Genomic DNA, 14,590 nt, shown 5'->3' with positions numbered 1-14,590 from the left:
GTATTGTATTTGAATGAAATATTAGAAAAATATAAAGAAAGATTGATTAATTTAAGTGGAAGCAATAGAGCTCTTGTGAGTAAAAAGCTACCTAAAAAAAGAGCCTTTGATATGTGGAAATATGAAAAAATTAATTCTGGAATATGTGATGATATTATTAGTTTTTTGTTTTCTAGAACTGAAAAATCATTAGAATTATTACCAGATTATACAGAGTTTTTTAATACTAAAGAAAGTATAATTAAGAAAAAAAATCGAGAAGAACTTAACAGGAAAATTGAGAAGATTAAATTACAAGGACTAGAATCAGTAGAAGAAAAGAAAAAAATTAATGAAATAAAAGAAAATTATAATATTAAACTTGAAAATGATATAGATAAGTTAGGCAAAGAAAGAGATAGAATTATAGATTATTCATGCTCCATGAAATCATTAATAAAAGAAGTTGATGATGTATATAAAGAAACAGGAAGAAGAGAATTATATATTGGTTATCCATTCGTAGAGGGGAGTCTTAAGGATAAAACTTTTGTGAGAGCTCCATTATTTTTATTTCCAATAAGAGTATTGAAAGATGGTGATGCTTGGAGAGCTGAAAATATTAATGATTCAAATATCATTTTAAATAAAGTTCTTTTGCTTGGTATTGCAAAACATAATGAACTAAAAGTACCGAATATTCAAACAGAATTTTCTGAAATAAGTGAAACATTAATAGAAGATACTTTGAAGGCATTGGAAAATAATAATGTATTTATAAGCTATGAAAATGAAGAAATTCAAAAGTTTGAAGAGTATACAAGTAATACACTACCTAATTATAACATTGGGACACTTGTGTGTAAGAATAATATTGTAATAGGCCAGTTTTCTATTGCTAACTCTATTTATAGTGATTATGAAGCTATGATAAACATGGATATAGATAAAGATATATTACAAGAACTTTTAAATAGCAGCTACAAAAGTGAACAGAATATATTTGATGAAGATGATTCTAAGCTTTCTTTTAAAGAGAGGGATATTAATCTTATTTCTTATCTTGATTATAGCCAAGAAAGAGCTGTTAGTATGGCTAGTAAAACTAAGAAGATGGTTATTTATGGACCTCCTGGTACAGGAAAATCTCAAACCATAGTAAACATTATAAGTGATGCTTTATCAAAAGGGAAAAGAGTTTTGATGGTTTCTCAAAAGAGAGCCGCTTTAGATGTTATATATAATAGACTTGAAAATTTAAATAGAAAAGCAGTAATAATTCATGATGCTAATGCTGATAAGAAAGATTTTTATTTAAAGACTTCAACAGCTTTAGATGAATTATTTAATTCATACTATGATTATTATAGTGATATTAATAAAGAATCAGATTTTATTGATGATAAAATGAAATATCTAGAAAAAATTAAATATGAGATGTTTACTAAAAGGGAATATGGATTAACTCTTCAAGAAATGTATGAAAAGTGTAAAAATATAAATTCTCGTGAAGATGATAGATATGAGGAATTTTTAAGATTTAGAAAAAATAATATTTTTGATAAATATACTTATGATGAGCTAAAAGAAGTAGTAAGTGATATTAACAGTACTAACTTAAAAAATTATACTTTATATAAAAAGCTTGTAGATAAGAATCCGTTTATTGATGATATAGATTTAAGAATGAATCTCATGGATATAGATGAGTTTGCTATAAAAGTTAAAAATATAATAGATCCTATAAAGAAGATTACAGATGAAGCTGATAAGGATAAAGAATTATATGATAGTCTCATGAATTTATTTTCAAGTAATAATTATTACGTAAATGAGAAGGAGACTGAAAAAATAGCGATTGAATTTAATTTTAAATATAATAGTAAGCTTCTAGAAAAACTAAATAATGGCAGATGGTGGAGTATATCTTACTGGTTAAATTATTCTAAAAATAAGCAAAAAGAAATAGAAAACAGAGCTGAGTTTGAAGATAGAAAGAAGAATTTTATAGAATATGTTAAACAAAAAACATTAGATATTAATAATGCATTTTCTGAAATTGATATAGTAAAAAAAGCACTTAATGAAAGAGTATATAATATTGTAGTAGAAGAACTCTTAAAAGGAGAGGATCTTACAAGCTATTTTAATGATGTAATAGATGCTTTGAATGCTGTTAATGATTATAAAGAGGAAATTCAAGATATAAGAAACTTATCAGAGCTACATCGAAAAGTATTAAATTATTCATTAGATGAAAATATAGATGTAGTAAAAGAAAGATTAAATTCATTAGTAGAGTTTGTTACATTAAATCATATTCTTACTATAGAAAAAGAATCAGGTGTTAATGAAGCTGTATCTTATATTAATAACTTTGAATCTATAGTAAAAGAGATAAATGAAAGTATGAAAAATAAACATGATAATGTGCGAAAATATATAATAGATAAGTGGAATAGAAAAGCTATTGATATAGAAGAGTGGAAAGGATATAAAGAATTTAAGCGTCAGGCAAATAAGAAGAGAGCATTGTGGCCAATTAGGAGATATATGGATGAGTATTATGAAATGGTATTGAATTTATTTCCATGTTTCCTATTAAGTCCGGAAACCGTTTCTGAAATACTTCCTTTGAAAGATGGAATGTTTGATATGATTATATTTGACGAAGCTTCGCAAATGTATATCGAAAATGCAATTCCTACAATATACAGAGGAAATCAAGTTATAGTTGCAGGAGACGATAAGCAGTTAAGACCAAATGGAACTTTCTCTAATCGTTATGTTGACGAAGATGAAGATGAAAATGAAGAAAGCAGAGCTGCTCTCGAAGAAGAAAGTCTTCTTGATTTAGCAAAGATAAACTATGATCCAGTATCATTAATGTATCATTATCGTTCTAGATATGAGGAATTAATAAATTTTTCAAATTATGCTTTCTACGGAGGAAAACTAAAAATATCACCTAATTTATCTACTGGTGAAGAGGATAAACCTATAGAAAGGATCAAAGTAGATGGAAAATGGATTGATAGACAGAATATTGAGGAAGCTGAAAAAATAGCTGATTTAGTTTATAAGATATTAAAGGAAAGGAAAAATAGAGAATCAATTGGAATAATTACATTTAATATTACTCAAAAAACTTGTATAGAAAACTGTTTAGAAAGAAAAGCACAAGATGATCCTAATTTTACACCTTTATATATTGCTGAAATTGATAGGGTAGAAAATGATGAGGATATAAGTTTATTTGTAAAGAATATTGAAAATGTTCAAGGTGATGAAAGGGATATAATAATCTTTTCAACTGCATATGCAGAAAATGAAAATGGCAGAGTATCAGTTAATTTTGGTTCATTATCTCAAGATGGTGGAGAAAATAGATTAAATGTTGCTATAAGTAGAGCTAAGAAGAAAATATATTTAGTTACATCAATAGAACCAGAACAATTAAGTGTTGATGATTCAAAGAATAAGGGACCTAAATTGTTTAAGAAATATTTACAGTATGTAAAAGCAGTGTCTGAAAATAATGAGAAATACGAAGAAGAAATTCTTAAGAGTGTTCTTGATACTGATATTAATGCAGAAACAGAGAATAAGTTTGATAGTGATTTTGAAGTTGAAGTATGTGATAAACTTAGAGAAAGAGGATATATAGTTCATAATCAAATAGGGGTATCAGGATATAGAATAGATTTAGGAATTTATGATGAGAAGAAATCTAAATATATATTAGGAATTGAATGTGATGGAGCAGCATATCATAGTTCCAAATCAGCAAGAGAAAGAGATATTCATAGACAACGATATTTAGAATCAAGAGGATGGAATATTATAAGAATATGGAGTAAGCATTGGTGGAACAATCCTGAATTTGAGATACAAAGGATAATTGATGAGGTAACAAGAATAAAAAATGCATATGTTGACTAGAAGAATTAAAATGATAAGAAAAAATAGATGTTACATGGATTATGAAAATTAATAAAATAAAGTGTAAGTAAATAATAAACCTAGTAATTGTAATGGAAAGCTAGGTTTATTATTTTTAAATCATAATCCTAGAAACCACCGTTGCCACTTGTGGTAACAATAAAATTAAGAAGGGCATAGTCTAATCATCATAAATTAAATTGTAATTATTTATTTTGAGTGTTGATTTGTAGCAAGAAAAATATAAAATCTATAGCTATTTTTTATTAATATACTGTTATAATGAAAATGAAGAATATAATAGCATGATTTTGGAGAATATTATGAAAAATATAGAAAATTACAAAAAAAACACCATAACACTTGAACAATTTGAAAAACTTTATAAGATTAATGAATATGATATTCTTTATAAAACTGTATGTGATCTTGTTAATAAAGGAAAGTTATGTCCTGTAAAAGCTAGTGGTGGAAATGGAAGAACTCCTGGCATGTACAAGAAATACAGAATAATAAGGGAAGAAGAAGATTTAAGCAGTTATCTTGATGAAATTAATTTTAAGTTGTGCACTGAATTTGATGTATCATATTATAAGAAACACTTAAATAAATATAAGGAACATAGAAAATATATATTGATGCTTAATGATTTCTTTTTATATTATAGAAACAAACTCAAAGATTATATTTCTATGAATGAAAGAAGCTTTCAAATATGGAACAGGGAAAAGTTTCTTCAGAAGGAAGAAGGAAAAACTATTCTTAAAAATCTTAATATTGATTTAAAAACATTAAATTATTATGATACATCAGAGCCTTTGGCTTATTATTCCAGCTCTAAAAAAGTGCCTCAGAATGTTTTATTTATTGAAAATAAAGATACTTATTATACTTTTAGAAAGCATCTTATTAAAAATCAAAGAAACATATTTAATAAAGAAATAAATACTGTAATATATGGTGCAGGAAAAAATATAATAAAAGCCATTGATGATTTTCATATTTCAGTTGAAGAACATGTATGTGATAAAAGAAATACAATTTATTATTTTGGTGATCTTGATTATGAAGGTATACTTATTTATGAGAAATTTTATGAAAAGATGTCACAATTCTATAAGGTTAAGCCTTTTATAGAAGCATATTATACAATGATTGAAAAGTATGCTAATAATCATGTTACTTTACCAGAAACAAAGGAAGGGCAGAATAAAAATATAAATGATTATTTCTTAAAATGTTTCCAGGATAAAAATAAAGAAATAATTACTAAAATATTAGAAAGTGGAAGGTACATACCACAAGAGATTATAAACATAGAAGATTTATAAAATATATATTAAAGGAGAAAAAATGGATTTAAGTTTTTTAGATGCTCATCATACGAGGATGAAAAAAATAGGTGCATATGCACTGCTTTTTAGGAACAGTATATCGAAAGGAACATGGAAGAAGTATGGATTTAGCGAAGGTTATGAACAGGATAACTTAATATTTGCAGTACTTTTATATATAATGGAACAGTCCCTTAAAGAAGAAATTGCAACTATTGATTATATAGGAAGCTTTATTGATGAAATTAATTCTTTATATTTTAGAAAACCTGTTACTTATGATGAATGTAAAGAGCTTGCAGAATTTATAGTGAACAATATTCTTTGTGATGAAGGTAAAGCAATGTATTTTAAATCCTTTAATTTTAAAAAGGGTCAGTATGAAGATATAAATATAAGTTTTGTTAAGAACAAAATTGAATATGTAGAAGGTGTAAGAATGGTTTCTTATTCTCTTACAGAAGAAGGATATTCACTTCTTTTATCAACTCTTGAAATTGAGGAAAATCTTAAGGTGACAATTCATGAAATAATATTTAAAATGCATCTTGATAAAGCATCGTATGATAAGGCAGTAGATGACATAAAAAATATTTTCAATATGATGAGAATAAGAGTCCAAGGTATGGAAGATGCAATAAGAAAGATAAGGGAGAATCCATTAAGTTATTCTGTAGAAGATTATAAAAAAATAATGGAAGGCAATCTTGAACTTCTTAGGGGAAGCAAGGAAAAATTCTTAATTCATAAGGAAAATGTGGATGCTAGAATTAAGGATTTTATAGAAAAGGATATACATATTCATGAACTTACAGAAGAAGAAAAGGAAAACCTTAATAACTTAAAAATAATAAATAAGTATCTGGGAAGAACAATTGATGAAGACCAGAGAATAATGAAAAAGCATTTTAGTTTAAAAGAAGTTTATGGAAAAGAACTTGAAAATATATCTAAGATGTCTCTTATTGAAAGATTCAGCATTAAATCAGAAGTATACAACAAAGTTCTTGATGATGTCAGCCTTATAGAAAATATAGATGTATTTTTAAGACCTTTATTCAGTATGAGTCCTACAAAAATATATAATGTAAATAAAGCATTAGAATATCAGAAGAATATAAAAAACGAAGAAATTGAAGAGGATGAAGTATTGTCTTTTGATGAAAAGGACATAATTGAAGAAGAAAACAGAAAGAAGAAAGAAAAACTTAAAAAGTATAAAGGTGTTATAGAAGTAATATTAATGCTTGCAGTTAAGAAAGAGAGTATTTCCCTTCATGAAATAAGCTTAATGATAAAAGATAGTGAAACCTTAATGAATAGCCTTATACCAGATGTGAGAATATTCAGAGAAGTAATAATAGAGATGCTTAAAAATGGATGTGTTTATATTGATGATTTAAAAGAAGAAAGAAAAAATACTATTGAAAGTGAAGAATTTGATTTTGAACTAAATAGAAGTATATTAGAAGCAGTGGAAGAAAACAGAAGTCTTATGAGAATAAAGAAATTTAGTGCTGAAAAAATTCAAGGCGGAAAAGACGTGGTTTTAAAAAATATTATTGATGAAGATGGAAAGCATAGAAATTTTATATGCAGCGATGTTTTATTCAGGGTGGAAGAAGGGAGTATTATTTAAATGTCATACTCAATTGATGAAATAAATATAAGCAATAAAATATTTTACTATCTTTTAAAAAATGGAGAACTTAAAGATAGTGAACATGATTTATATAAATCTTATTGTGAAAATGAAAACATTACAGAACTTGTGAAGAATCTTGGAGAGGCTTCAGAAGTATATATAAAAAAGTATGGGGGAGTAGTGTATCTTATTCCTAAAGAAGAAAATGATTTTTTAGGGTATTCAAAAGGTGAATTAAAGAAGATTTTATGTAAATCAGGTGCCAATGATAAGGACTATTACCTTTCACAGTTTGTTATTTTAACTTTGCTAGTTACATTTTACAGTTCTCAAGGTATAACAAGCAAATGCAGGGATTATATAAAAGTAGGAGAATTCCTTAATATTATTACAGATAAACTTAGTGAAGGTGCAAAAAGAAGTGAAGATAAAAAGAGCAATACATATGGTATAGCTTTTCAAAATATACTTGAAAGATTTGAAGCGTTAAAAAGCAGTGACAAGAAGACAACTGCAAAGACCACAAAGGAAGGTTTTGTAAATACTATATTAAAATTCCTTGATGATCAGGGACTTATATATTATATACAAAATGATGATATGATAAAGACTACTAAAAAACTTGATGTATTTATGGACTGGAATATATTAAATAAAAACAATTATGACAGAGTCCTAAAAGCATTTGGGGAGGAAGAATATGAGTAAGATTAATAAAATCAGGTTTGTAAATCTTAATTATAATAACAATTCTATGAAAATTGATGATGAAACTTTTTTCCTTGACACTGAAAGTACAATGTTTAATTTAAGAAATGGCGGTGGAAAATCAGTCCTTGTTCAAATGATGATTGCACCTTTTGTACATAAAAGATATAGGAGTTTTAAAGACAGACCATTTGAAAGTTATTTTACTAAAAGTACACCTACATATATTCTTGTGGAATGGAAGCTAGATAATGGTGGAGGATATGTACTTACAGGAATTATGGTAAGGAAAAGAGAAACTGTATCTGATGAAGACTCGAAGGAAAAGCTTGATATATTAAGTTTTATAAGTGAATATATAAATCCTTGTGAATGTGATATAGATAACATAAAGATTGTTGATAAAGATGGAGACAGAAAATCTGTAAAAAGCTATGCAAATTCAAAAAAGCTTTTTGAAGATCTTAAAAAGAATGAATCATATAAATTCAGTTATTATGATATGACAAATTCTGCAAGTACTAAAATGTATTTTGACAGACTTCTATCTTATAAAATTAATTATAAAGAATGGGAAAATGTAATAAAAAAAATTAATCTTAAGGAATCAGGGCTTTCTGAATTGTTTTCAACTGCTAAAAATATAGAGGGGCTTATGAAAGAGTGGTTTCTTCCTGCTATTGAAAACAAGCTTAATAAAGAGGAAGATAGAATTAAGAATTTCAGGGAAATAATAAGTGGTTATATTGTACAGTATAAAGAAAATAAACATAATATAGACAAAAAGGCAAAGGTGGAGCTTTTTAATAATTTATCAGGTGAATTACATGAAGAATGTAATAAATACATAAATACTATAAATAATAGAGAAACTCTTGAAAATAAAATGGTAAATTTTATTGACTATTTAAAATATACTCTTTCTAATTATGAATTAGATAAATGTAATCTTGAAAATTTACTTAATGATTTAAATGCATCATTAAAAGATCTAGAGTATGAAGAGAAGTCTCTTGAAATTTATAAATTAGAAGATAAGAAGTCTGATTTACAAAATGAAGTTGATGAAAAAGTTAAAATGCTTTCGTTAAATGAATCACAGCGTGATGATTTTAGGAAAAAACTTAACATCTTTACATGTGCAAAGTTATATAAAGAGTATAAGGAAAAATCAGAAGAACTTCAAAACTATGAAAATAAATTAAAAGTATTAAGCAGTGAAAATAAAGATTTTGCACCAAGAATTAACGATCTTGGATTTACTATAAAAACTATATTGTCAAAAGAATTAAGTGAAGCTGATATCAGCCATAAACAGAGTATAAGCCTGAAGAAAACATTAAATGATGATAATTTGAAAATTGATTATTCAATAGAGGAAAATAATAATACAATAAAGGAAATGTCAAAACAGCTTGGTGAATTAGAAACTTCAGTAAGCTATTTTAACAAAGAAGAAGATAATTTCAACAAAAAGTATGATGAAAAAATTATTAGAAACATTGAGGGCTATTTTAATGAAAGAGATATCCTTTTTATTGATAAAAAAATTAATGATTATAGCAGAAAATTAGATTCTGATAGAAAATCATTAAATGAAAAAATATATAATCTTAAAGATTCACTTAAAAGCCTGACAAGTGAAAAAGATTCATTAGTAAATAGAAATGCTCAGATTGAAAAAGATATTGAATATAAAGAAGATGTTTTAAAAAATTATGATGAAGATATAAATAAGAGAAAAGAAATAATAAAGTATGTTGATTTAGATGAGTCATATGTATTTGATACAAATAAAATAAGGGAACTTTTCTATAGAAAAATTGAATCCTTAAGAGATGATGAAAATAAACTTTTTATTGCTTATAATAAAAAGAATGAAGAAGTTATGAAACTTGAAAGTGGCAAAATTCTAGAACTTCCAAAGGATGTGGAAAGGGAGCTTAAAAAACGTGATATAAATATTTTATATGGTATGGATTGGCTTAAAAATAATAATTACAGTCAAGAGGAAAATGAGAAATTCATAAATAATAATCCTTTTATTCCATATTCTCTTATTATGGATGATGATGATATAGCAATATTAAAGGAAAATCCTATAAGCTGCTATACTTCATCACCTATATCAATAGTAAAAAGAGAAAATCTTATTAATGATAAAGATAATGATAAAAATAATATTTTAATCATGGATAGTGTTGACTTCATCATATCTTTTAACAACAGACTTCTTAATGAAGAGGAGCTTTTAAAGATAATTGATGATAAAAAAATTGAACTTTCAAAGATAAATAATGATATTGAAGGAAAGAAAGAATCAATAAGATTTTATGAAAGCAAAAAGAATATTATTGAAAAGTCAGATGTTACTTTAGAAAAATACAATAATCTTAATGATACAATAGACAGCCTTAAAGATGAGCTTGAAAATACAAAGTCTTCTTTAATTAAATGTGAAAAATCCATACAAAATACATCAGCAGATATTGATACTTTAGAAAAAGACATAAAGCATATTGATAAAGAAATAGAAATAAATAAGAATAAGCGTGAAGCATATGATAATTTAATTATTTCTTATAATAAGTATAAAGAAAATAAAGATAAACTTCAGAGGGTAAAAGAAATTAAATTGTCCTGCGAAAATGCTGTAAGTAAATTAAGAGAAAAGAAACGTGAAAATGAATTATCTCTTAAGGAATACGAAGAAAAAATATTACATTACAGAGATAAGATTAAAGAAATTAATAATAACATTTCAGTTTATAATATGTATAGTAGGGGTAATCTCATAGAGAAAGATTCTGAAGATTTAATAGCAGAGTATAAAGCTCTTACAAAAAAGATTTCTGAATCTGAAAATGATTTAAAAGAAAAAATTGAGTTATGTAATAATAAGTATAAGGAAATAGAATCTGAACTTATTCAAAAATCAAAGAAATATAGCCTTAGTGATTCAGAATATATGTCTGTATCTTATGATGTATACAAGGAAAATGAAGTAGAAGATAATCTTGAAAAAACTGAAAAGGTAATAAGGAAGATTGATAATGAAGTAATTTCATTAAAAGAAAAAATAAAGTTTATAGAAAAGACATTATTAAAATATTATAAAGATTTGAAAGAGACTTTTGAATATGAGAAGCCAAAGGATAGAAGTTTGATTTTTTATAAGAACTATAAAGAGGAAGAGGCTGAAATAGAATTAAAAATTAAAGAAAATAAAGATAAATTATTAAAGATTAATGAGAGTATATCAAAAATAAAAAATTCATTAAGCAGTATAAGCGAATATGATAATATTCCTATTAAAGAAAAAATAGAAGTTTGTATTAATATTAATGATTTAGATGAAGTTTTAGGAAAGATGAAAAGAGATATTTCAAAGCTGAAAAGTGATGAAGGTAAAAATGAAAATAGTCTTCAAAGGGCAGTTTACAAGATTCAATCTAATGATGAATTTAGAGAGGAATCTTTCTTTAAGGAACCTATAGAAACGCTATTAAGTTTAGTTTCAAAACCTAATGAATTTAATGAACAGCTCAATATGATTAATGAATCATATGATAAGCTTATGGAAAAATTAAGCTGTGATATTAATCTAATTGAAGAAGAACAAAACAATATATTGGGAAATCTTCTTGATTATATAGAAATAATCCATGATAATATTTCTAAAATAGACAGCAATTCAAGTATAAATATAAAAGGCAAGAGAATAAAAATGCTTAATGTAATCGTACCTGACTGGAGTGAAAATCAAGATCTTTATAAGGTAAAACTTAAAAATTATATTGAACAGCTGAGAAACCAATGTATAATAACTCTTGAAAAAAATGAAAGTATTGAAGAAATTATAAGCAACACCATAAATACATCAAAGCTATATGATGAAGTTGTATCTTTATCTTCAATTAATATAAAACTATATAAAATTGAAGAGGATAAGCAGAGACAGATAAGCTGGAATGAGGTTTCTTCCAATTCAGGGGGAGAAGGATTCCTCTCGGCCTTTGTTATATTATCAAGCCTTCTCTCATATATGAGAAAAGATGAAAATGATATTTTTTCAAGAAAAGAAGAAGGTAAGGTATTAATTATGGATAACCCATTTGCACAGACTAATGCAGCTCATCTTTTAAGACCACTTATGGATGTGGCAAAGAAAAGCAATACACAGCTTATATGTTTAACAGGTCTTGGTGGTGATTCAATCTACAATAGATTTGATAATATTTATGTACTAAAACTTGTTTCTTCAAAAATAAAGACAGGAATGAAATATTTAAAAGCAGAACATGCAAAAGGAGAAGAATATAACAAAGAAGAACTTCAAATAATAGATTCAGCAAGATTTAAAGTAGAAGAAACACAGCAGACAAGGTTATTTTAAATAATTATATAAAAAACAGTCTTAATAAATATATAGACAGACTGCTTTCCTAAATCTAAAGTCCTTATTCATAAATACATGGATTGAAAAGTACAAAATACCATACATAAACATTTTGAAATTTGGTAATGTAAGTATAGAATTCAATGATGCAATACAAAATCTTAATAGTGATGAATTAAAATTAATTATAGAAGATATTTTGGGTATTGATACTTTAGATCAATTAAAACAATATTTATAGTTTTAGTGCTTATATATGAAAAAATTTATATCCCAGAATTTATTGGTTATATTAAGAGGAAGTATGATTAATAAAATAAACTTAGAAGATATCCCGTACATTTAGACTAATAATTAAAAAATTGAAATATTTATGTAAAATAAAAAATGATAGGTAGATTTATTTGAGCCGAGCCTGTAAATAATAGGACAGTCACTATATCCAACAGTGACTGTCAATTTTACTCTTTATCCAATTTATTTCTATAAACCTCCTTAGTCCTCTCCAATGCCTCTTCATAAGACATTCCATATAAGGATAATTCAGATGTCTTATCTATAATTTCTCTATATAGCTTTTCTTTTGTTACAGAGACTTGAAATGATGATTTTCTGAAATCACAGAGTTTTTTAATAATTAAAAGGAGACTAGTTGTAAAATGAAATTGAACTAATAAAAAATCCATAGTAGATTATCTGTGTTATGATTTAATCGCTAAACAAAATTCAACACGGAGGATAATCACTATGGATCATCAAAATCATAACATAGAATCACGTAAAAATAAACACTTGAATTTCAAAGAACGAATGACTATTGAGCTTCGCCTTAAAGATGGATTTTCAGCATATAAGATAGCTAAAGAGTTAAATCGTCCAATTAACACTATTCTAAATGAAATACGTCGTGGTACAACTACACAAATTAAACAAGGTAAGCATGTAAAAATGTATCTTGCAGATACTGGCGAAGCTGTTTACAGAAATAATCGTCAGAATTCTTGCCGTACATTCAAATATATAGAATGTGTTGACTTCATCAATTATGCTGTTGATAAAATGAAAACACATTCATGGTCACCAGATGCGTGTATAGGTAACGCCCTTGCCACAGGCAAGTTTCAGCGCTCTCAAATAATTTGCACTAAAACTTTATACAATTATATTGATTTAGGATTGCTAGCTGTCATTAATGCAGATTTACCGATGAAACTACGTAGAAATACCAAGCCATCAAGAGTGAAAAAACACAAGAAAAAGCTAGGTAAAAGTATTGCTGAACGTCCTAGTAGTATCGATAATCGTGAAGAATTTGGCCATTGGGAAATAGACACTGTTGTCGGTGAAAAATCCAAAGATGACTGTGTTCTCCTAACTATTGTTGAGCGTAAAACTAGAAATGCTATTATTCATAAAATTGCATCTAAGACTGCTGAAGCAGTTACGGAAGCACTTAATACAATCCGTAATATATATGGTGATAAATTCAGTGATATCTTCAAGACTATAACAGGTGATAATGAATCTGAATTCGCTGATTTAGCAATATTAGAAGCAGAAACAGATACAAAAGTATATTTCACACATCCTTATTCCTTATTTGAAAAGGGAACTAATGAACGTCATAATGGCTTAATCCGTCGTTTTATACCGAAGGGAAAACGCATATCAGATTATAGCTCAGATGACATTGCATCTATAGAGGAATGGATGAATACTCTTCCAAGAAGAATACTTAACTACAAAACTCCAGAAGAGCTATTTGAAATACACTTAGATGAAATCTATGCAATATAAATAAATTCAAGCGTTTAAATCATAAATACAAAATAGTTCAATTTGTTATTGCAATTTATCGATCTTTATATTGATTTCTTACATGTATTTAAAATGATAATCAAAATATAAAGAAGAAGATGAGTATAAAAATAACGCCCGAGAACAATCTCAGGCGTTATTTTTTCCGCAAAGACTTACATTAAAAAGCATAAATATATTATCCAAAATGAAATCTTTTTTATACATAACAGTACTATAAGGAATCCCTTTTAAAGCAGCATACTTTTTAACAGGATTATTTTTGAAGAATACATAGTTTATAAGTTCATGTTCCTCTTCTGTAAGCTTATTAAGAGCATTACGTAAAAGAGTAAGATCTACTTCTTTTAATAAGTTATGATCTACAGGAAGATTTCCAGATTCAAGAGTATTTTCAACATTTTCTAATACAAGAGTTGAAGAGCCTTCAAGGTGACTTCTTGATAAATTCTTTTCTATAAGGTCATTGATACTATTCTTTATTCCATTTGTAGCATAAGCAACAAATCTATGAGTGTTAGGCTTATAATATGAAACGCATTTGAAGAGGATTCTGTAACATTCATTCATAATATCTTGAAATTCGTATCCGTGAATAAATGTTTTTTTAGATAGGTTTATTATAAAAGGCTTAAATTCATTAACTAGTTTTTCTTTTGATTCTTCATCACCATCTTTTGATTTTATAACAAGGCTTTCAATGTAGTTATAATTCATAAGACCACCCCAAACATATATTCTTATGTAATGTATATGGTTGAAATG

General features: G+C 26.5%; 8 protein-coding genes. 7 read left to right on the top strand and 1 reads right to left on the bottom strand.

What is annotated here, in order from left to right; translation table 11 throughout:
- Positions 1–9 precede the first annotated feature (9 nt).
- From HF850_RS09950 to HF850_RS09925, 7 genes are all read left to right on the top strand, one after another.
- Complete coding sequence (locus HF850_RS09950; protein ID WP_169105288.1) at positions 10–3,921, top strand: AAA domain-containing protein; 3,912 nt, start codon at positions 10–12, stop codon at positions 3,919–3,921.
- A gap of 323 nt (positions 3,922–4,244) precedes the next feature.
- Entirely contained in the window at positions 4,245–5,252 is a 1,008-nt protein-coding gene (locus HF850_RS09945) for a Wadjet anti-phage system protein JetD domain-containing protein (protein WP_169105287.1), read from the top strand.
- 22 nt (positions 5,253–5,274) lie between these two features.
- A complete protein-coding gene (locus HF850_RS09940) occupies positions 5,275–6,894 on the top strand; it encodes a hypothetical protein (protein WP_169105286.1) in 1,620 nt (539 codons plus the stop codon).
- The gene (locus HF850_RS09935) at positions 6,895–7,608 is read left to right on the top strand and encodes a DUF6063 family protein (RefSeq protein WP_169105285.1); all 714 of its coding nucleotides are present in this window, start codon (positions 6,895–6,897) and stop codon (positions 7,606–7,608) included.
- The gene (locus HF850_RS09930) at positions 7,601–12,004 is read left to right on the top strand and encodes a hypothetical protein (protein WP_169105284.1); all 4,404 of its coding nucleotides are present in this window, start codon (positions 7,601–7,603) and stop codon (positions 12,002–12,004) included. The genes HF850_RS09935 and HF850_RS09930 overlap by 8 nt, the downstream gene beginning before the upstream one ends.
- A gap of 115 nt (positions 12,005–12,119) precedes the next feature.
- Positions 12,120–12,248 carry a hypothetical protein gene (locus HF850_RS16045; RefSeq protein ID WP_279285840.1) on the top strand — a complete coding sequence of 43 codons (129 nt, stop codon included), beginning with the start codon at positions 12,120–12,122 and terminating at the stop codon, positions 12,246–12,248.
- A 506-nt stretch (positions 12,249–12,754) separates the two neighbouring features.
- Entirely contained in the window at positions 12,755–13,804 is a 1,050-nt protein-coding gene (locus HF850_RS09925) for an IS30 family transposase (protein WP_169105283.1), read from the top strand.
- Positions 13,805–13,954: 150 nt separating this feature from the next.
- On the opposite strand, the gene HF850_RS09920 is transcribed toward HF850_RS09925, so the two are convergent.
- Positions 13,955–14,542 carry a sigma-70 family RNA polymerase sigma factor gene (locus tag HF850_RS09920; protein WP_169105282.1) on the bottom strand — a complete coding sequence of 196 codons (588 nt, stop codon included), beginning with the start codon at positions 14,540–14,542 and terminating at the stop codon, positions 13,955–13,957.
- Positions 14,543–14,590: the final 48 nt, after the last annotated feature.

The sequence above is a fragment of the Clostridium sp. SM-530-WT-3G genome (assembly GCF_012843905.1).
In the GTDB taxonomy this organism is placed as follows: domain Bacteria; phylum Bacillota; class Clostridia; order Clostridiales; family Clostridiaceae; genus Clostridium.
This window is presented reverse-complemented; position numbering and strand designations above follow the sequence as displayed.

Bases quoted from the DNA above. Each gene is read 5' to 3' on its own strand.
- HF850_RS09945 (WP_169105287.1), top strand. From the start codon at position 4,245: ATGAAAAATATAGAAAATTACAAAAAAAACACCATAACACTTGAACAA.
- HF850_RS09940 (WP_169105286.1), top strand. From the start codon at position 5,275: ATGGATTTAAGTTTTTTAGATGCTCATCATACGAGGATGAAAAAAATA.
- HF850_RS09935 (WP_169105285.1), top strand. From the start codon at position 6,895: ATGTCATACTCAATTGATGAAATAAATATAAGCAATAAAATATTTTAC.
- HF850_RS09930 (WP_169105284.1), top strand. From the start codon at position 7,601: ATGAGTAAGATTAATAAAATCAGGTTTGTAAATCTTAATTATAATAAC.
- HF850_RS09925 (WP_169105283.1), top strand. From the start codon at position 12,755: ATGGATCATCAAAATCATAACATAGAATCACGTAAAAATAAACACTTG.
- HF850_RS09920 (WP_169105282.1), bottom strand. From the start codon at position 14,542: ATGAATTATAACTACATTGAAAGCCTTGTTATAAAATCAAAAGATGGT.